This window comes from Streptomyces sp. Je 1-332, from assembly GCF_040730185.1.
Taxonomy (GTDB): Bacteria; Actinomycetota; Actinomycetes; order Streptomycetales; family Streptomycetaceae; genus Streptomyces.
Window position 1 is genome coordinate 5,601,595 of record NZ_CP160402.1, and the last position, 19,223, is coordinate 5,620,817.

The window sequence follows — 19,223 nt, forward strand, 5'->3', positions numbered from 1 at the left end:
GCGGCTACACGTCGCGCTTCTCCAGGAGGGCGAAGGCGCCGACGATCGCGGCCGCCGTCACGCCGACGAGCAGCAGCAGCTGCGAGGTGCCGCCGCCCGTTCCGTCCATGTCGAAGATCTTGGCGAGGGAGTTGATGGCGTTGTAGTCCATCATCTTCTCGCCGAGGGGGCGCGTGCCCTCGGAGATCATCAGGAACACCGGCAGGATCGCGGGCACCAGGACCACGCCGAGCATCGCGGTGATCGCACCCGCGGAGTGGCGCAGCATCGAACCGGCGGCGAGCGCGAGGACGCCCAGGAGCGAGACGTAGAGCCCGCCCTTGAGGACCGTACCCGACCAGTCGACGTCGCCGGCCTCGGGGCCGCTGTGCATCCCCGAGGTCATCAGGCCCACCAGGAGGACGGAGCCCGCCGCGACGACGAAGGCGATCACGAAGAAGATCAGGATCTTCGCGGCGAGCACGCGATAACGCTGCGGCGACGCCGTGAACGTCGTACGGATCATGCCCGTGCCGTACTCGGACGACGTCACCAGGACGCCGAGCGTGATCAGGCAGATCTGGCCGAGCACGAGACCGAAGAACGCCGGGATCGTGAACGGCACGTCCGCGTAGTCACGGTCCTCCGTGTTCGCGGCCACGAGCAGTCCGATGCCGACGACCAGGAGGAAGAAGACGCCGAGGGTCCACATCGTCGAGCGGACCGACTTGATCTTCGTCCACTCGGACGCCAGGGCGTTGCCGAGGTGGGTCTTCCTGACCGGGATCGGTGAGGTGTAGGCGTTGTTCATCGCCTGCTGCCAGGCGGAGGGCGGCGCGGGGGCGGCCGGCGGGGGAGCCATCGGGGCGCCCTGAGGCAGGGGGGCGCCCTGCGGAACGGGGGCACCGGCGTAGGCCTGCTGCGGTGCCTGCTGGGGCTGCGCCTGCGGCTGCGGAGTCGGAGGCGTGGTCATCGGGCATCCTCGTTGTCGTTGGCGCTCTTGGTCATCTCAGGTGCGGGGGCGGCCGCGTACGGGTTCGGGGTCCCCGGCGGAGGGCCCTGAGGGGCGTCCTGCGGCATCGCGAACGGCTGGCCGCCCTGCTGGGGCGGCGGCGGTGCGTACCACCCGGGCTGGCCCTGTCCGGGCACCGGCATCTGCTGCGGGGGCATCGTGCCCGGCGGCAGCTGCTGCTGGAGCCCCGCGCGCTGGTCGACGGTCGAGCGGTAGTCGACGGCGCCCTGCGTCATCCGCATGTACGCCTCTTCCAGCGAGGCCTGGTGCGGGGAGAGCTCCCACACGCGGACGTCCGCGCCGTGCGCGAGGTCGCTGATGCGGGGGAGCGGAAGGCCGGTCACGCGCAGCGCGCCATCCTGCTCGGGCATGACCTGGCCGCCGGCCTCGCTCAGCGCGGCGGACAGCTTCTCGCGCTGCTGCACGTCGCCTTCCGGCGTACGGACGCGGGCGAAGTCCGCGGAGTTGTGCGAGATGAAGTCCTTGACGCTCATGTCCGCGAGCAGCTGCCCGCGGCCGATCACGATCAAGTGCTCGGCGGTCAGCGCCATCTCGCTCATCAGGTGCGAGGAGACGAAGACCGTGCGGCCCTCGGCGGCGAGGGACTTCATCAGGTTCCTGACCCACAGGATGCCCTCGGGGTCGAGGCCGTTGACCGGTTCGTCGAAGAGCAGCACCTGCGGGTCGCCGAGCAGCGCCGCGGCGATGCCGAGGCGCTGGCCCATGCCGAGCGAGAAGCCCTTGGAGCGCTTCTTCGCCACGTCCTGGAGGCCCACGACGCCGAGCACCTCGTCGACCCGGCGGGCCGGGATGCCGGAGAGCTGCGCGAGGCACAGGAGGTGGTTGCGGGCGTGCCGGCCGCCGTGCACCGCCTTGGCGTCGAGCAGCGCGCCGACCTGGCGGGGGGCGTTGGGGAGCTTGCGGTACGGGTAGCCGCCGATCGTCACCTGGCCCGTGGTGGGTTGGTCGAGCCCGAGGATCATGCGCATGGTCGTCGACTTGCCGGAGCCGTTCGGGCCCAGGAAGCCGGTGACCGTGCCGGGTCGCACCTGAAAGGAAAGGTTGTACACGGCTGTCTTGGCGCCGTAGCGCTTCGTCAGGCCGACTGCCTCGATCATTCTCCGCACCCATCGAATGGTTCAGGACGTCGGGGCACACGCCCCCGTAAGGGTTAGGAGGATAACGGGGAGCTGACGGTTCCAGCCAAGAGCGCGCAAAAACTCCCTGTGGTCAGGCGTCCCGCTTCTTCAGCAGCACATAGCCGCCGATCAGCGCGACCACGACCCACACCACCATGATCGCCAGCCCGCCCCAGGGCCCGTACGGGGTGTCGTCGTCCAGAGGCGACTTCACCTGCATGATCTTGCTACCGGCCTGGTCGGGGAGGAAGCGGCCGATCTTCTTCGTCGCCGAGACGTTGCCCAGGATGCTGGAGATGAGGAAGAAGAACGGCATCAGGATGCCGAGGGAGAGCATCGGGCTGCGCAGCATCGTCGCGACGCCCATCGAGAACATCGCGATGAGCGTCATGTAGAGCCCGCCGCCGATCACCGCGCGCAGCACGCCCGGATCGCCGATCAGTGCTTTGTGCTCGCCGAGCATCGCCTGCCCCACGAAGAACGCGATGAAGCTCGTGACCAGGCCCACCACCAGACAGAGCAGCGTGGCGACCACGACCTTGCTCGCCATGAAGGTGGCGCGCTGCGGGACCGCGGAGAGCGAGGTGCGGATCATGCCGGTGCTGTACTCGTTCGAGACGACGAGGACACCGAAGACGATCATCGCGAGCTGGCCGAGGCTCATTCCGGCGAAGCTCGTGTAGGTCGGGTCGAAGACCCTGCGGTCCTGGGCGTTGAGGCTGTCGTAGTCGTTCTTCGCCAGAATGCTGATCAACAGGCCGAGCCCGACCGTGACGACCAGCGCGAGCCCCAGCGTCCACACGGTCGACGAGACCGAGCGGATCTTGGTCCACTCCGACTTCAGTACCTGCGTCGCGGCCATCGCTCAGGACCCCTTCTTCGGCTGCTGCCAGCTCTCGCCCCAGCCCGCGGCGGTCCGCCCGGGCGGCGGCGGGGCGGCGCCGGGCCCCGCGTGGTCGGCGTGCGCGTGATACTCCACCGACTCCGCGGTGAGCTGCATGAACGCCTCTTCCAGCGAGGCCCGCTGGGGGCTCAGTTCATGGAGTACGAGCTGATGGCGGGCGGCGAGCTCACCGAGGTCCTCCGAGGGCGTGCCATCGACCTCCAGGGTGCCGTCGCCCGCCTCGACGGCGGTGACGCCCTCCTGGTGCAGCACATCGAGGAGGCGCTCACGCTCCGGGGAGCGCAGTCGTACGTAACTGCGTGAGTTCTGCTGGATGAAGTCCGCCATGGAGGTGTCCGCGAGGAGCCTGCCCTGCCCGATGACGACGAGATGGTCGGCGGTCAGCGCCATCTCACTCATCAGATGGGAGGAGACGAAGACCGTACGGCCCTGGGAGGCGAGGGACTTCATGAGGTTCCGGATCCAGTGGATGCCCTCGGGGTCGAGGCCGTTGACCGGCTCGTCGAACATCAGGATCTCCGGGTCGCCGAGCAGCGCGCCCGCGATGCCGAGCCGCTGCCCCATGCCGAGCGAGAAGCCCTTGGCCTTCTTCTTGGCGACCTGCGTCAGGCCCACGGTGTCCAGGACCTCATGGACGCGGGCGCGCGGGATGCCGTTGCTCTGCGCGAGGCACAGCAGATGGTTGAAGGCGCTGCGCCCGCCGTGCATGGCCTTGGCGTCGAGCAGGGCGCCGACGTACTTGAGCGGTTCCTTCAGCTGGGCGTACCGCTTGCCGTCGATCCGGGCGGCCCCCGCCGTGGGGTTGTCGAGCCCGAGCATCATCCGCATCGTCGTGGACTTGCCCGCGCCGTTCGGCCCGAGGAAGCCGGTGACCATGCCCGGACGCACGGAGAAGGTGAGGTCGTTGACGGCCAGCTTCTCGCCGTACCGCTTGGTCAGCCCCTCGAGCTCGATCATGCGGCCACGCTAAAACGGGACAGAGCCCCCTGCCACTTGGGCAGAGGGCTCTGACAGTGCCCCGAGGGCTACACGCTCAACGCGTCTGCTGAGCAGGAACCCCACGAGAGACCGGCTCGTCCTCGGCAGGCGTACCCGCAGCGGCCACGGCCGCACCCGTAAGGGTGGCCAGCATCTCGCGCACGTTGGTGAGCTGCGCGTTGATGGAGTCCCGACGGTTCGTCAGGGCGGCGAGCTCCCGCTCGGACTCCGAGCGAATACGGTCCGCCTTGGCGTTCGCGTCGGCGACGATGTCCTCGGCCTGACGCTGCGCCGTCTCCACCGTCTGCCGGGCACGACGCTCGGCGTCCGTACGGAGCTTCTCGGCCTCCAGGCGCAGCTGCTCGGCCCGGTGCTCGATCTCCGCGAGACGCTTCTCCGCCTTGGCCTGACGCGAGGCCAGGTCACGCTCCGACTGCTCGCGGCGCTTGGCGAGGTTCGTCTCGAAGTCGGCCGCGGCCTGGGCGGCCTTGGCGCGGGTCTCCTCGAAGAGGGCGTCCGCCTCCTCGCGCTTCTGCTGCGCGTCCTTCTGCGCCTCGCTGCGCAGCGCGCCCGCCTCGCCCTTGGCCTTCTCGACGATCCGGACGCCCTCGTCCTCCGCCTTGGCCTTGCGCTCGGCCGCGAACGACTCGGCGTCGTTGCGCACCTGCTGGGCCGCCGACTCGGCGAGCTCGCGGTGCTGCTCGGCTGCGCGACGAGCCTCCTCGCGCAGGTCCTTCGCCTCCTCCTCGGCGAGGCGGAGGATCTTCTCGACGCGGGCACCGAGGCCCGCGTACGACGGTTCGGCGTCGGCTACCTGCGCCTGCGCGTTCTGCGTCTCGAGGTGCAGTTCCTCAATGCGCTTTTCCAGAGCAGTGATACGAGCAAGAGCGCTGTCACGGTCGGAGACGAGCTTGGAGATACGTTCGTCCACCTGAGCGCGGTCGTACCCACGCCGCACAAGCTCGAAGCCGTAGGGGGAAGTGTCGCTCATGGGGTTCCTGTCGAATGAGACCGGTGAGGTGATAGAGGGAATCCTAGGGGTCCAAGCGGCGTGTCATCGAGCAGATGCCCGTTTGATCTGGAGAATGACACCCCTTTTGAGTGGCTAACCGCCGGAGCACTTGCCAGCGCCAGTGCCGAAGGTCCTTACAAAGCACGCGAGATGTTCTTTGGCTAGCCCTCTGACGGCTTGCCACCCGATCGGGTCGAACCCGCCGCCGCGCCGGCCTTCACGCCACCATCCTTGGGAGCGGGGACCGATGGGGCCTCAAAGGATTCCAACGCCTCCAACACGTCCTGGACACGGGAGATCTCGGCGTTGATGTCCTCCCGGCGCCGCACGAGCACCTCCAGCTCGCGCTTGCCCTCGTCAACGGTCCGTTCGGCCTCGGCCTGTGCCTCCGCCTTGACGCGTTCGGCCTCGCGCACCAGCTCGGCGACCTTCGTCTCGGCCTCCTTGAGGAGTGCCTCGGCCCGCTTCACGGCCGAGATGCGGACCTTGCCGGCCTCGGAACTCGCGTCCGACACCAGCTCCTTGGCCTGAGCCTCGGCCTCGGCGCGCTGCTCCTCCGCGGCCTTCACCAGGGCGTCGCAGCGCTCACCGGCCGTCTTCATCGCCTCGGCGGACTCGCGGCGCGCACGCTCGTGCAGCTCCTCGATCTCCGCGGTCAGGCGGTCACGCTGCTCCTCGGAGCGCTCCCTTATGGCCGTCGCGTCCCTGCGGGCGCCGACGAGCAGTTCGTCCGCGTCCGTACGGGCCTTCTCCACCAGGGAGTTGCCCTCGACCCTCGCCTCGGAGACAAGGCGGTCGGCCTCCGTGCGCGCGGCGCCGACCATCGTGTCGGCCTGCGCCTCCGCTTCCGTGGTGGCCTTGAGCGCCTTCTCCTGGGCGTCGCTCGTCAGCTTCTCGGCCTCGGCCGCCGCCTCCGTGATGAGCGTGTCGACCTGCTCGGCCGCCTCGGAGCGGCGCTTGTTGGCCGCCTGGCGTGCCTCGTCCAGGGTGTGTTCGGCCTCGTCCCGCGCCTGCGAGGTGAGCCGCTCGGCCTCGGCCGCGGCCTCCGCCTTGACGCGCTCGGCGTCGGACCGGATGCGCTCGGCGTGCTGCTGGGCGGAGCCGACCGTCTCGGCGGCGTCCGCGCGCAGCCGCTCGGCGTCGCCCGTGGCGTCCGAGATGAGCTTCTCGGCCTTGGCCACCGACTCCGAGCGCACCCGCTCGGCCTCCGTGGCCGTCTCGGCACGCAGCCGCTCGGCTTCCGTGATGGTCTCGGCCTTGAGCCGCTCGGCCTCCGCGACCGTCTCGTTCTGCAGCCGCTCCGCCTCGCTGCGCGCCTCGCCGATCAACTGGTCGGCCTGGCTCGCGGCGTCACTGCGGATGCGGTTGGCGTCCTCGCGGGCGTCGGCACGGGTGCGGGACGCGTCCTGCTCGGCCGACGCGATCGCGTCCGAGGCTTCCGTACGCGAGCGCTGGGCGTACTCGGAGGCGTCCGAGCGCAGCCGCTCGGCCTCCGCGATCGCCTCCGAAACGGTGCGCTCGGCAAGCGACTTGGCGGCCTCGGCCTCCTCGCTCGCCTCGCGACGGGCGCGGGCGGCGTCCTCGGACGCGCGCTCCCGCTCGGCGTACGCGTCGGAGCGGACGCGGTCCGCCTCCTCCTGCGCCTCGGTCCTCGCGCGCTCCGCCGCGTGCTCGGCGGCGCTGCGCAGGCCCGCGATCTCCTCCTGCGCCGCCTCCTGAAGGCCCGCCACGGAGTCCCGTACGGACTGGGCGGTCTGCTCGGCGCTTGAGACCATCTCCGTCGCCCTGCGGTCCGCTTCCTCGACGAGGCGGACGGCCTCGGCCTGCGCCTCCTCGACGCGGTTGCGGGCGGAGGCGAGGAGTTCCTCGCTCTGCTCGCGGGCCCGCTCGCGCTCCTGGTCGGCCTCTGCGCGCGCGGAGCTGAGGGTCTCCTCCGCCTCCCGACGGCGCCTCGCGGCCTCCTCCTGGGCGGCGGACAGCGCCTCGGCGGCCTCCGCGCCCACGCGCTCGGCGGCGGCAGCGGCCTCCGAGCGCAGCCGGTCGGCCGACTCCTGGGCCTCCGTCTTGAGGCGCTCGGCCTCGGCTGCGGCGTCCGAACGCAGCCGCACGGCCACGTTCTCGCCCTCGGCGCGGGCCTGCGAGGCGTCGGCGGCGGCCTCGGTGCGCAGCCGCTCGGCCTCGGTCTCGGCCTGCGACTGCAGGGTGCGGATCCGCTCGGCGGACTCCGAACGGAGGCGGTCCGTCTCGTCCGCCGCCTCCTTGCGGATGCGCTCGGCCTCCGCGCGGGCGTCGGTCAGCGCCTGCTCGGCGGTGGCGAGACGCTCCTCGGCCTCCGTGTGCAGACGCGTCAGCTCGTCGGCAGCCTCGGCCTGGCGTGCCGCTATCGCCCGCTCGGTCTCCTCGTGCAGGGCCCGCGCGGCGTCCTCGGCCTCGGACTTCGTGGCCTCGGCCTGCTCGGTGGCCTCCTCGCGGTGCCGCTCGGCCTCCGCGCGGGTGCGCTCCAGGGTCTCCTCGGCCTGCTTGCGCAGGCTCGTGGCGCGCTCGATGGCCTCGGTGCGGACCCGCTCGCTCTCGGTGGTCGCGGCCGACTTCAGCTCGTCCGCATCCGCCTTCGCCTTGGCGAGCAGCTCCTCGGCGGACTTGGCCGCCTCCTCGATCTGCTGGACGGCCTCGCGCCGGGCCTCGCCCCGGATCCGCTCACCCTCGGTGACCGCGTCGGCCCGCAGCTGCTCGGCCTCGCCGCGCAGCCTGCGCGCCTCCTCCTGCAGCTCGACGGTCTTGGCGCGGTACTCCTTGGTGTCGTCCTTCGCCGTGCCCTTGAGCCCCTCGGCGATGTCGTGCGCCTCGGCGCGCAGCCGGTCCGCCTCGGCCTCGGCCTCGCTGCGGATCCGCTCGGCCTCCTCGGTGGCGGCCTTCGTCGTGTCCTTGGCGTCCTTGGACGCCTTCTCCAGTACGTCCTCCGCCGTACGGGCCGCCTTGGCGAGCTGGCCCGCGGTCTCCTCGGCGGTGATCGTGCGCGCCTTCTCGGCGGCGTCCTTGACCAGCTTCTCGGCCTCGGCGCGGGCGTCGGCGACGAGCTGCTCGGCCTCGGACTTCGTGGCCTCGGCTTCCTTGGTGGCCTCGCCGACAAGCCGCGCGACCTGCTCCTTGGCCGTACGCGTGCGCTGTTCGTTGGCTCCCTCGGCGGCCGAGAGCTGCTTGGACGCCAGCTCCTTGGCCTCGGCGAGGACCTTGTCGGCCTCGGCGCGCGCCTCGCGCAGCGCCGTCTCGGCCTCCGCCATGCGCTGCTCGGCGGCCCGGCTCGCCTCGGTGGCCTGGCGGCGCGCCTGCTCGGACTCGGTCGCCGTGGACGAACGCAGCTGCTCCGCGTGGTCGGTGGCCTCCTGCGCCTGCGTGGACGCGGCGTTCAGGAGACGCTCGGCGTCCGTGCGGGCCCGGCGCAGGATCGCCTCGGCCTCGGCGCGGGCCGACTCGGCGTCGCTCGACATGCGCTGGCGGGCCTCTTCGGCCACGCGCTCGGCCTCGGCGCGGGCGGCGGCAAGGGCCTGGTCGGCCTCGGCGCGCGACTCGTCGAGCAGGCGGCGCGCCTGCTGTTCGGTGCGCGCCCGCAGCTGCTCGGCCCACGCCACGTTCTCGTTGACGTGCGACTCGACGGTCTGACGACGCTCGGACAGCTCGTGGTCGAGCTGCTGACGGCGTGACACCGCCTCGGAGTGCAGCTCGGACTGGAGCCTGGCCTGCTGCTCGGCGTGCTCCTGGAGGATCCGCTGGGTCTGCGCGCGAGCGTCGCGCAGCTCCCGCTCGGCGTCCTGGCGCAGCTGGTCGGCCTGGATCTGGGCATTACGGAGCAACTGCTCGGCCTGGTAACCGATGTCCGCGCCGTCATAGGCAGGGCGGGACGCGAGGTTACGGCGCGCCTCGTGCAGCTTGGCGCGCAACACCTCGACCTGGTAGCCGAGGTCTTCGGCGTGCTGAACAGCCTTCTCTCGCTCGGTCTTCAGCCGGTCCATCTCGGCCTCGAACCGCGAAAGATGGTCCGTCTCAGCCCGCGAGCTCTCTTGGCGTTCGTAGCCCCGCACTGCGCGGTCCCATCCTTCCCCAAGCCCTGAACTTCGTTCGAGCAGGGGAGACCCCACTCAGGTCGCACGTTTCGTACGAGCCCTGTCCATCCGCCGAACGGGGCCCACGGGGAATGGTGTCAGATCAACAGCAGAGCTTGGGCTGCTGCCCTGACGCTCGTCCCCCGAAACCCGGACCCCGGCAAGCTGCCGCCCAGCGTACGGACGGCCGGCCGCCCGAACTTCGGACGGCCGCCCCCAACCCTACCGGCCCAAGTATGCGGAGGTCAGTGCTCCGGTGACTCCTGGACTGCCGAGGTGACGAGTTCGGTCAGCACACCGTGACAGTCCTTGGGGTGCAGGAAGGTGATGCGGGAGCCCATGGAACCGATGCGGGGCTCCTCGTAGAGGACGCGTACACCCTTGTCCTTGATGGCCGCGGCGTCGCCGTCCACGTCCGCGGTGCCGAAAGCGATGTGGTGCACGCCCTCGCCGTTCTTGGCCAGCCATTTGCCCACGGCGGAGTCGTCGCGAGTGGGTTCGAGGAGCTGCAAGTAGGAAGCGCCGCCGTCACTCGTACCATTGATCTTGAGCATGGCCTCGCGCACGCCCTGCTCTTCGTTGACCTCGGTGTGGAACACCGTGAAGCCATATGTCTCCCGGTAGAACTCGACGGTCTTGTCGAGGTCGAAACAGGCGATCCCGATGTGATCGATTCGCGTCAGCATGATTTAAGTGCAGCCCTTCCGGCGGTGATTACGCAACGTGCGCGCGATCACACCTAGCGCCCGATGACGGGCGGCGTACCGCTCAGTACATTCAAGTAAACCCTCATTAACTCCTCCTCCCAAGGGGCCGTGGCACATGTCTGGAACGACCGGTACCACCTCAGTGATCGTCGCGGGCGCGCGGACGCCCATGGGCCGCCTGCTGGGCTCCCTGAAGTCCTTCTCCGGCGCCGACCTGGGCGGCTTCGCGATCAAGGCCGCGCTGGAGCGGGCCGGCATCGGCGGCGACCAGGTGCAGTACGTGATCATGGGTCAGGTGCTCACCGCCGGGGTAGGGCAGATCCCGGCACGTCAGGCCGCCGTCAAGGCGGGCATCCCCATGAACGTCCCGGCACTCACCGTCAACAAGGTGTGCCTCTCCGGGCTCGACGCGATCGCGCTCGCCGACCAGCTGATCCGCGCGGGCGAGTTCGACATCGTCGTCGCCGGCGGCCAGGAGTCGATGACGAACGCGCCGCACCTCCTCCCGAAGTCCCGCGAGGGCTACAAGTACGGCGCCATCGAGATGCTCGACTCCATGGCGTACGACGGCCTGACCGACTCCTTCGAGAACATCGCCATGGGCGAGTCCACGGAGAAGCACAACACCCCCCTCGGCATCGCGCGCCCCGAGCAGGACGAGATCGCCGCGGGCTCCCACCAGCGCGCGGCCGCCGCCCAGAAGAACGGCATCTTCGAGGCCGAGATCACCCCGGTCGAGATCCCGCAGCGCAAGGGCGGCCCGGTTCTCTTCTCCCAGGACGAGGGCATCCGCGCCGAGACGACCGCCGAGTCGCTCGGCAAGCTGCGTCCCGCCTTCACCAAGGACGGCACGATCACCGCGGGTACGTCCTCGCAGATCTCCGACGGCGCCGCGGCGGTCGTCGTGATGTCCAAGGCCAAGGCCGAGGAGCTCGGCCTCGACTGGATCGCGGAGATCGGGGCGCACGGCAACGTGGCCGGCCCGGACAACTCGCTCCAGTCGCAGCCGTCGAACGCGATCCAGCACGCCCTGAAGAAGGAGGGCCTGGACGTCGCGGACCTCGATCTGATCGAGATCAACGAGGCGTTCGCCGCGGTCGCGGTGCAGTCAATGAAGGACCTCGGTGTGTCCTCGGAAAAGGTGAACGTCAACGGCGGCGCCATTGCCCTGGGTCACCCGATCGGGATGTCCGGCGCACGCGTCGTCCTGCACCTGGCCCTTGAGCTGAAGCGGCGGGGCGGCGGCGTGGGTGCCGCGGCGCTCTGTGGTGGCGGCGGGCAGGGTGACGCGCTGATCGTGAAGGTGGCGAAGGCCTGAGGCCCTGACGCTTTCGCGCGGGTACGCCTTCTCTACGTCTAGGAACGGAGCTGTCTGACATGCAGGACGTCCCCTCCCTGGTGGCACAGGCCCGCGAGGGCAGGCCACGGGCCGTGGCCCGGCTGATCTCACTGGTCGAGGGGGCGTCACCGCAGCTCCGCGAGGTCATGGCGGCGCTTGCTCCGCTGGCGGGCCACGCGTACGTGGTGGGCCTCACGGGCTCTCCCGGTGTCGGCAAGTCGACTTCGACGTCGGCGCTGGTCTCGGCGTACCGGCGTGCGGGTAAGCGGGTCGGTGTCCTCGCCGTCGACCCCTCGTCCCCCTTCTCCGGGGGCGCGCTGCTCGGCGACCGGGTCCGCATGTCGGAGCACGCGTCCGATCCCGGGGTCTACATCCGCTCGATGGCGACGCGCGGCCACCTGGGCGGCCTCGCGTGGTCGGCGCCCCAGGCGATCCGCGTACTGGACGCGGCGGGCTGTGACGTGATCCTGGTCGAGACGGTCGGCGTGGGCCAGTCCGAGGTGGAGATCGCCTCGCAGGCGGACACGTCCGTGGTGCTCCTGGCCCCCGGGATGGGTGACGGAATCCAGGCGGCGAAGGCCGGAATCCTGGAGATCGGCGACGTGTACGTCGTCAACAAGGCGGACCGGGACGGCGCGGACGCGACCGCGCGCGAGCTGAACCACATGCTGGGGCTCGGGGAGTCCCGCGGTGCGGGGGACTGGCGCCCGCCCATCGTGAAGACGGTGGCCGCGCGGGGCGAGGGGACCGACGAGGTCGTCGAGGCCCTGGAGAAGCACCGGGCGTGGATGGAGGAGCGGGGCGTCCTGGCCGAGCGTCGTGCCGCGCGGGCGGCCCGCGAGGTGGAGACCATCGCGGTCACGGCCCTGCGGGAGCGGATCGCGGACCTTCACGGGGACGCCCGGCTCTCGGCTCTGGCGGAGCGGATCGTGGCGGGGGAGCTGTCGCCTTACGCGGCGGCGGATGAGCTGGTCGCGAGCTTGACCTCGGGCTGAGGTGGTGGCCGCCTTGGCCTCGGGTTGAGGTGGCGCCCGCCTTGGCCTCGGGCTGAGGTGGCGGACCGGGTGGGTGATCCGGCGGGCTGCCGGAACCGCTGCTGCCGGTGGCCGGCAGCCGAACATGCCGCCGCTTCGCGGCGATGCTCCCCGCCCACCCACCCGATTACCCCGGAGTGCCGGGTGGGTGGGCGGGAAAGCTCCGCCGCGAAGCGGCGGTTCAGGGCGAAGCCGAAAGACGAGGCGAAGCCGAAAGACGAGACGCAGCCGGAAGACGAGGCGAAGCCGGAGCAGGCGCCCCCGAGCCCACGACGAGAACCGCCCCGCAGGGGGATCCCTGCGGGGCGGTGGGCTGACTGGCGGAGGGGGGGATCCGTCAGTCGTCGGAGCCGTCGTCGTCCGAGTCGTCGTCGTCGGAGTCATTGTCATCGTGGCTGTCCGACTTGTCCGCGGTGACCTTGCCCGACTGCAGGTCCACCTTCCAGTCGGACTCCGCACCCTTGCCGGACGCCGTCTCCGCGTCCCAGGCCTTGGCCGTACCGTCGTCGTCCAGGTCCACGGACGTGACCGTGCCCTTGGCCGCGGCGGCCTTCGCCGCGTCCTCCGCGTTGGTGGACGCACCCTTCAGGGCGGCGGCCACGCGGTTCGCGTCGCCGTCCTCGTCCTGCTCGGTGTGCGAGCCGAGGACCTTGCCGGTGCCCGGGTCGACCTGCACGCTGTGCCAGGTGCTGCCCTTGCCGAGGATGTCGACGTCCCAGACCAGGCCGCCGTTGTCCTCGTCGTCCAGCTCGGCGGAGACCGCGGTACCGGACTTGTCGGCAAGCGCCGCCTTGATCGCGTCGGCGGCCGTCACCTTGGCGGCCTTCGCCTCGGCGCTGTTCTCCTTGGCGTCGTCCTGGTCGTTGTCCCGGTCGTCGTGACGGTCGTCGTCACGGTCGTTGTCCCGGTTGTCGTCCTTCAGCTGGACGCTCGACTTCTTGGCGGCGGCCGACGAGTCGTCGTCGCCGGTGGCAGCGAGCGCTGTCGCCGTACCGCCCCCGGCCAGGGCCAGGGCTGCGACGGTGGCGATGACGATGTTGCGCTTCATAAGGGGTTCCTCCCGAGACGGTGGCTGGGCGGCCCGTGGGCCGCTGCCGTTCGCTTTCGACAAGAACCAATCTGGCTGACCGACCCTGAAGCCAGCCTGAAGCCACCTGAAGGACTCTTCAGGTTCCCTCTGCGACCCTGAACGCATGCGCCTGTTGATCGTGGAGGACGAAAAGCGGCTCGCCCTGTCGCTCGCCAAGGGCCTGACGGCCGAGGGCTACGCCGTGGACGTCGAGCACGACGGCGTCGACGGACTGCACCGGGCCAGCGAGGGGACGTACGACCTGGTCATCCTCGACATCATGCTGCCCGGCATGAACGGCTACCGCGTCTGCTCGACCCTGCGCGCCGCCGGTCACGACGTACCGATCCTGATGCTCACGGCCAAGGACGGCGAGTACGACGAGGCCGAGGGGCTCGACACGGGCGCCGACGACTACCTCACCAAGCCCTTCTCGTACGTGGTGCTCGTTGCCCGTGTGAAGGCCATCCTGCGCCGCCGCGGCAACGCGGGGCCGTCCCCCGTCCACGTCCTGGGCGACCTCAAGGTCGACACCGCGGCCCGCCGCGTCTTCCGCGGAGACGACGACGAAGTGACGCTCACCGCCAAGGAGTTCGCGGTCCTCGAGCAGCTCATACTGCGCACGGGCGAGGTCGTCTCCAAGGGCGACATCCTGGAGCACGTCTGGGACTTCGCCTACGAAGGTGACCCGAACATCGTCGAGGTGTACATCAGCGCCCTGCGGCGCAAGCTCGGAGCGCCGCTCATCAAGACCGTGCGCGGCGCCGGATACCGCCTGGAGGCCCCCCGATGAGGCGCTTCCTCAGCTCCGTACGCGCCAGGGCGACGATCGGCGCCACCCTCGTCGTCGCCGTCGCGCTCGTCGCCGCAGGCGCCGCCGTCCTGCTCTCGCTGCGCGCCAGTCTGACCGACCAGGCGGGCGGCCAGGCCGAGTCCGCCGCCCGCTCAGTGGCCTCGCGCCTCGCCGCGAACGAGCCGTACGACAAGCTGGAACTGGACGACGAGAACCATCCGGTCCAGATCGTCGACAGCGACAGGCGGCTCGTCGCCGCCAGCGAGGACCTGGAGAGCATCAGCGGCACGGGAGTCGACGCCGTGAAGCCCCGGCCGGCGGCGTCCACGCCCGCCAAGGGCGACGACGATGACGACGACGCGAGCGAGGGTGAAGCCCTCGAAGCGGGGGAGATCTCCGATGACGCGGCGGATGTCACCTCCGGCTCCGCCACCGTCGACGGCGAGACGGAGGACTACCGCTTCGCGGCGGTCGAGGTGAACGTCGAGAAGAAGGGCGATCTCACCGTCTACGCGGGCTCCTCACTCGCCGCCCAACAGAGCGCGGTCTCCACGGCGTTGACGTCCATGCTCATCGGTTTCCCGCTGCTCCTCGCCGTGATCGCCCTGGTGACCTGGCTGGTGACGCGCCGCGCCCTGCGCCCGGTGGACGCGATCCGCTCCGAGATGGCGGCGATCACCGCATCGGAGGATCTCGCGCGCCGCGTGCCCGAGCCGGACACGCACGACGAGATCGCCCGCCTGGCCACGACCACGAACGAGACGCTCGCCGCCCTGCAGACCTCGGTGGAACGTCAGCGCCGCTTCGTGGCCGACGCCTCGCACGAACTGCGCAGCCCCATCGCCTCCTTGCGCACCCAGCTCGAAGTGGGCGCGGCCCACCCGGAGTTGCTGGATGTGGACGGCGCGGTCGAGGACACCGTACGACTGCAGGAACTGGCCGCCGACCTGCTCCTCCTCGCCCGTCTCGACGCGGGCGAGAAGCCGGGCGAGGGGCACGTGGACCTGGCGGCCCTGGCGCGCGAGGAACTGTCGCAGCGCACACGGGACCGCGCCGACGTCCGTATGGATCTGAAGAACGTCGAAGTCACCGGCTCCCGGAACCAGTTGGCGCGCGTGCTCGGCAACCTCGTGAACAACGCGCAGCGCCACGCGCGCTCGCACGTCACGGTCGCCACCCGCGCCGACGGGCCGTGGGCGGTCCTCGAGGTCTCCGACGACGGGGACGGCGTGCCGGAGGGCGAACGCGACCGGATCTTCGAGCGCTTCGTCCGCCTCGACGACGCCCGCACCCGGGATGACGGCGGGGCGGGTCTGGGCCTCGCCATCGCGCGCGACGTCGCCGCACGCCACGGCGGGACCCTCACGGTCAAGGAGGCCCCCGGCGGGGGAGCGCTCTTCGAGCTCAGGGTCCCTGCCGCCGCGTCGTGAGGGTCAGGGCTTGCCCCGCTGGGCGCGGAGGTGTTCCGCGATCGGGGTCAGGGCCTTGTGGAGTTCGCCGAGCGCCTCGGGTGAGATCAGGTCGACGAAGTGCTTGCGGACCGAGTCCACGTGGTGCGGGGCGACCCGCTGCATGGTCTCCATGCCCTCGTCCGTGAGGACGGTGTAGAGCCCGCGCCGGTCGGACTCGCAGTTCTCCCGGCGGACCAGGCCCGCGTTCTCCATGCGGGTGATCTGATGGGACAGGCGGCTCTTGGACTGGAGTGTGGCGGCCGCGAGATCGCTCATACGCATCCGCTTCTCTTCCGATTCGGAGAGGTGCACGAGGATGTCGTAGTCGTTCATGGTCAGGTTGAACGGCTGGAGGTCCTTCTCGAGCTGATAGGTCAGCATCCTGTTGACCTCTACGTGGGTACGCCAGGCGCACTGTTCCTCGTTGGTCAGCCACTGCGGGGCCGTATCGGTCTCCATGAAATCGATTCTACCTAAGAAGTTGAAAGGTGAACGAATGTGGGTGTGTGACGCGCGCCTCTGACCCCCAGTTGCCAGAGGGGCACAGGCGTTCGCCCGTCACACTCCGCAGACTACCGCTCACAGCCCGAAGCGACGCTGGAGGTCCCCCAGTTGTCCGGGAAGGCGCGGTTGTCCCGGCTGCTGGCCGTGTGGACCGCGCTGCCCCGGCGCACCCTGACCCCCCGGCACGCCCGCCTGCTGCGGCACCGCACCCGTCGCCTGCTCGGCCAGGAGCGCCTCCGAGGACTGCAGGAGCACCGTGCCCGCCCCGACGAACTCGAACTGGTGCTCCTCACCTGAGGTTCCACCGATCCCGGTCAGTGCCCGTACGCCCCCGATGACTCCGGTCAGATACCCGTGGTCGTAGTGATGGCAGGGCGAAGGGCAGTCCGCCCAGCCCACGAGGGCCTGGGGGTCGACCCGGATCGGCGGCTCCATGAACACCACCGGGCCGTTCGACGCGGCCACGAACTTTCCGGTTCCGATCAAGGTCAGAAAGCCGGGGACGATGGACTGCTTCAGCGCGAGAGTTGGCTGAAAAGCGAGGAGGTTGCCCGAGCGAATGGTCAGGTTGCCGTCCTCCAAGTCGTACGAATTCACGTCGAAGGCCCGGTCGGCGAGGAGCATCTTGCCCTGGCCGTCGGCCACTACCCAGTCGCTCGCGTGCAGCGGCGAATGGAAACTCGTACGCACCAGGCGGTCCAGGCGGCCGTGCCCGATGCCGTTGAACTCGATCGACCCGTAGTAGGCGATCATCTTCCCCTTCTGCAGGAACCACTGGCTCCCCTTGAGCTCCACGCAGAAGGTGTACGCGTTCACGCTGTCGTCGCTCGGCAGCGTCATCGGGTCGAGGGCCGCGGGCGCTCCCATGGGCATTGAGGGGTTCACAGCTTCTCCTCCGACGCCTGGACGTACACCGCACCGCTTCCGGACAGCTCGAGCTGGAAGGCCTCGCCCGAGCCCCGCCCCACCATGTCGCGCCAGCCGAGCGCCGTGGAGAGCTTGTTGCGTACGTCGCCGTGGTGCGCCACGTATGCCTGGGGGTCGACGTGGACCGGCCGCTGCGGGGTGATGGGGATCTCGATGACGCCGCCGTGCGCCATGACGGCGACCGCACCCTGGCCCTTGAGGGTGGTCGTGAAGAGGCCCTGTCCGGTGACCTGGCCGCGGACCATGCCCATGACGCCGCCCTGCGAGCCCATGAACATCGTGCCCTGCTGGAGCGTCCCGTCGAAGGCCAGCAGCCGGTCCGCCTCCACATAGAGGGTGTCTCCGGAGAGGGTGATCACCTGGATGTGGTGGCCGCCGTGTCCGAAGAGGACCGTGCCGCTGCCCTCCACGGTCATCAGGGGCGTCGCCTCGCCCGCGACCCGGCGCCCGATCATGGAGGCGAGCCCACCCTGGCCGCCCTGGACATTCGGCGTGAAGGCGACGTCCCCCTTGTAGGCGAGCATGGCGCCGCGCTGGCTGAACAGCCGCTGGCCCGGCAGGACGGTCGCCTCGACCATCTTCGAGTTGATCTCCCGGAAGGGCATGTCAGACGTCCCCCGCGATGGTGGTCCGCTCGCTCGGCTGGACGTAGACGAGTCCCTCGCCCTCGAAGCGGATCTGGAAGGCCTCGCCGCCGCCCTCTCCCAGCAACGTACGGAAAGTGACGCCCGACTGGAGGTGCTGGTGGAGGTCTCCCTGATGCGCGACATACGCCCCCGGGTCCACCGTCAGGGGATACTGCCGGCTCACGCGCAGCACCACCGCCGGTCCCTCGGACATGATCGCCGCCTGGCCGGAGCCCTCGACCGTCGTGGTGAACAGGCCGTTGCCCTGCGAGGCGCCGCGCACGCCGGTGAAATGAGTGCCCGTGCGCAGACCCCCGTCCGTGCACAGGAGATTGTCGGACTCGACGAAGAGCTTCTCGCCGCGCAGCTCCACGAGGTTGATCTCGGTGGCGCGGTCGGCGAACCAGCACGTGCCGTGCCCCTTCACCTCCATCACCGTCATCTGCTCGCCGGTGACGCGGCGGGTCACCATGCCCCGTATGCCCTCGCCGCCGCCGGTCATCTTCTTGAAGGCCATCTGGCCGTCGTACGCGACCATCGAGCCGTTCTTCGCCTTGACGGCGTCGCCGGACATGTCCACGGCGAGCACCCTGCTTCCCTGCAGTCGGAACGTTGCCACGTATCGACGGTAGCCGTCGGATATGGGGTCGGAACAGGGCAACGGCCCCTGAGCGAACCCCGAGAACACCCCGATGTCACAATGGGGGTCGCTTGTGCGCGCATTCACAAGATCAAAGCCGCCGAGCGGCCCTGACCCCTTCTGCCGCCCACCCACCGAAGGTGACCCGTGGACATCAAGACCGCTTCCGCACTCCGCCGCCTCCGCCTGGTCTCCGTACCCGAGGGCATTTCCTGGATCGTGCTGCTGGTCTGCACGATCATCAAGTACACCGTCGCCTCGGGCTTCAACGCCGCTCCCGTGCTCGGGCCGATCCACGGCGTGCTCTTCATCCTGTACGTGCTCTTCTGGCTCGACGCCTGGAACCGCACGAAGTGGGACCTCAAGACCGGCGTGCTCTACTTCGCGTACTCGATCATCCCCGGCGGCGGGTTCATGGCCGAGCGGAAGCTGAAGCGCGAGGCCGAGGCGGCCGTCATCGCGTCGCGCGCCCGCCGCGAAGGTGTCGTGAGCGCGTGATCGTCGCCTTCTCCGTGACTCCGCTCGGCGTCGGTGAGGACGTGGGCGAGTACGTCGCCGACGCGGTCCGTGTCGTCCGTGAATCCGGCCTGCCCAACCGGACGGACGCGATGTTCACCTCCGTCGAGGGCGAGTGGGACGAGGTGATGGACGTCGTCAAGCGTGCCGTCGCCGCCGTCGAGGCGCGGGCGCCGCGTGTCTCCGTCGTCATGAAGGCGGACATCCGCCCCGGGGTGACGGACGGGATGACGTCCAAGGTCGAGACGGTGGAGCGGCACCTCTCCGCATAGCAGTCCCCGCGCGGAAGAGCCCCGCACGAAAAAGAGCCCCCGCCGGCAGCCGGCGGGGGCTTCTTCGTCCTCGGCCGCCGCCGGGGTTGATCAGGAGCCCAGACGCAGCCTCGTCTCGCTCCGCGACGGCGGCGGGGCTCGCATGCGATCACCCCGCACCCCCGCGCTCGTCCCGCAACCCCAGTCGAACCGCTCACCGTAAAACCCCTCGCACGGACGCA

At 70.2% G+C, this 19,223-nt stretch carries 18 protein-coding genes; 6 read left to right on the top strand and 12 right to left on the bottom strand.

Annotation, left to right across the window (positions count from 1 at the left end; translation table 11 throughout):
• Positions 1-4: 4 nt before the first annotated feature.
• The 7 genes from ABXJ52_RS25530 to mce form a co-directional block, all read right to left on the bottom strand.
• Positions 5-790: an ABC transporter permease gene (locus ABXJ52_RS25530; protein WP_367049256.1), complete on the bottom strand. Its 786-nt coding sequence runs from the start codon at positions 788-790 to the stop codon at positions 5-7.
• A 158-nt stretch (positions 791-948) separates the two neighbouring features.
• Positions 949-2,109: an ABC transporter ATP-binding protein gene (locus tag ABXJ52_RS25535; protein ID WP_367045000.1), complete on the bottom strand. Its 1,161-nt coding sequence runs from the start codon at positions 2,107-2,109 to the stop codon at positions 949-951.
• Positions 2,110-2,221: 112 nt separating this feature from the next.
• The gene (locus ABXJ52_RS25540) at positions 2,222-2,992 is read right to left on the bottom strand and encodes an ABC transporter permease (RefSeq protein WP_367045001.1); all 771 of its coding nucleotides are present in this window, start codon (positions 2,990-2,992) and stop codon (positions 2,222-2,224) included.
• 3 nt (positions 2,993-2,995) lie between these two features.
• On the bottom strand, positions 2,996-3,991 hold the full coding sequence (locus ABXJ52_RS25545; protein ID WP_367045002.1) for an ABC transporter ATP-binding protein: 996 nt from the start codon (positions 3,989-3,991) through the stop codon (positions 2,996-2,998).
• Between the two features lie 76 nt (positions 3,992-4,067).
• Positions 4,068-5,003: a cellulose-binding protein gene (locus tag ABXJ52_RS25550; RefSeq protein WP_160507257.1), complete on the bottom strand. Its 936-nt coding sequence runs from the start codon at positions 5,001-5,003 to the stop codon at positions 4,068-4,070.
• A 182-nt stretch (positions 5,004-5,185) separates the two neighbouring features.
• Entirely contained in the window at positions 5,186-9,103 is a 3,918-nt protein-coding gene (gene scy / locus ABXJ52_RS25555; RefSeq protein ID WP_367045003.1) for a polarized growth protein Scy, read from the bottom strand.
• A 266-nt stretch (positions 9,104-9,369) separates the two neighbouring features.
• Positions 9,370-9,810 carry a methylmalonyl-CoA epimerase gene (gene mce / locus ABXJ52_RS25560; protein WP_367045004.1) on the bottom strand — a complete coding sequence of 147 codons (441 nt, stop codon included), beginning with the start codon at positions 9,808-9,810 and terminating at the stop codon, positions 9,370-9,372.
• 136 nt (positions 9,811-9,946) lie between these two features.
• Here mce and ABXJ52_RS25565 point away from each other — a divergent pair, with 136 nt between their 5' ends.
• Positions 9,947-11,149: an acetyl-CoA C-acetyltransferase gene (locus ABXJ52_RS25565; protein ID WP_367045005.1), complete on the top strand. Its 1,203-nt coding sequence runs from the start codon at positions 9,947-9,949 to the stop codon at positions 11,147-11,149.
• A gap of 59 nt (positions 11,150-11,208) precedes the next feature.
• A complete protein-coding gene (gene meaB / locus ABXJ52_RS25570) occupies positions 11,209-12,165 on the top strand; it encodes a methylmalonyl Co-A mutase-associated GTPase MeaB (RefSeq protein ID WP_367045006.1) in 957 nt (318 codons plus the stop codon).
• 376 nt (positions 12,166-12,541) lie between these two features.
• Here the strand turns inward: meaB and ABXJ52_RS25575 are convergent, their stop codons facing one another.
• Positions 12,542-13,252, bottom strand: coding sequence for a PepSY domain-containing protein (locus ABXJ52_RS25575; protein ID WP_367045007.1), 711 nt, complete (start codon positions 13,250-13,252; stop codon positions 12,542-12,544).
• Between the two features lie 145 nt (positions 13,253-13,397).
• Between ABXJ52_RS25575 and ABXJ52_RS25580 the strand changes: the two genes are divergently transcribed.
• Both ABXJ52_RS25580 and ABXJ52_RS25585 read left to right on the top strand, forming a co-directional pair.
• Positions 13,398-14,066 (top strand): response regulator transcription factor, encoded by a 669-nt coding sequence (locus tag ABXJ52_RS25580; protein ID WP_367045008.1) that lies wholly within the window; start codon positions 13,398-13,400, stop codon positions 14,064-14,066.
• Entirely contained in the window at positions 14,063-15,496 is a 1,434-nt protein-coding gene (locus tag ABXJ52_RS25585) for a HAMP domain-containing sensor histidine kinase (RefSeq protein WP_367045009.1), read from the top strand. The genes ABXJ52_RS25580 and ABXJ52_RS25585 overlap by 4 nt, the downstream gene beginning before the upstream one ends.
• A 3-nt stretch (positions 15,497-15,499) precedes the next feature.
• On the opposite strand, the gene ABXJ52_RS25590 is transcribed toward ABXJ52_RS25585, so the two are convergent.
• The 4 genes from ABXJ52_RS25590 to ABXJ52_RS25605 form a co-directional block, all read right to left on the bottom strand.
• Positions 15,500-15,976: a MarR family transcriptional regulator gene (locus tag ABXJ52_RS25590; protein ID WP_363209318.1), complete on the bottom strand. Its 477-nt coding sequence runs from the start codon at positions 15,974-15,976 to the stop codon at positions 15,500-15,502.
• A gap of 120 nt (positions 15,977-16,096) precedes the next feature.
• Positions 16,097-16,894, bottom strand: a complete 798-nt coding sequence (locus ABXJ52_RS25595; protein ID WP_367049258.1) for an AIM24 family protein — start codon at positions 16,892-16,894, stop codon at positions 16,097-16,099.
• A gap of 8 nt (positions 16,895-16,902) precedes the next feature.
• A complete protein-coding gene (locus ABXJ52_RS25600; protein WP_367045010.1) occupies positions 16,903-17,553 on the bottom strand; it encodes an AIM24 family protein in 651 nt (216 codons plus the stop codon).
• Position 17,554: 1 nt separating this feature from the next.
• Complete coding sequence (locus ABXJ52_RS25605; protein WP_367045011.1) at positions 17,555-18,193, bottom strand: AIM24 family protein; 639 nt, start codon at positions 18,191-18,193, stop codon at positions 17,555-17,557.
• A gap of 168 nt (positions 18,194-18,361) precedes the next feature.
• Between ABXJ52_RS25605 and ABXJ52_RS25610 the strand changes: the two genes are divergently transcribed.
• Both ABXJ52_RS25610 and ABXJ52_RS25615 read left to right on the top strand, forming a co-directional pair.
• Positions 18,362-18,712 (top strand): DUF3817 domain-containing protein, encoded by a 351-nt coding sequence (locus ABXJ52_RS25610; protein WP_367045012.1) that lies wholly within the window; start codon positions 18,362-18,364, stop codon positions 18,710-18,712.
• The gene (locus ABXJ52_RS25615) at positions 18,709-19,002 is read left to right on the top strand and encodes an MTH1187 family thiamine-binding protein (protein WP_160507269.1); all 294 of its coding nucleotides are present in this window, start codon (positions 18,709-18,711) and stop codon (positions 19,000-19,002) included. The genes ABXJ52_RS25610 and ABXJ52_RS25615 overlap by 4 nt, the downstream gene beginning before the upstream one ends.
• Positions 19,003-19,223: the final 221 nt, after the last annotated feature.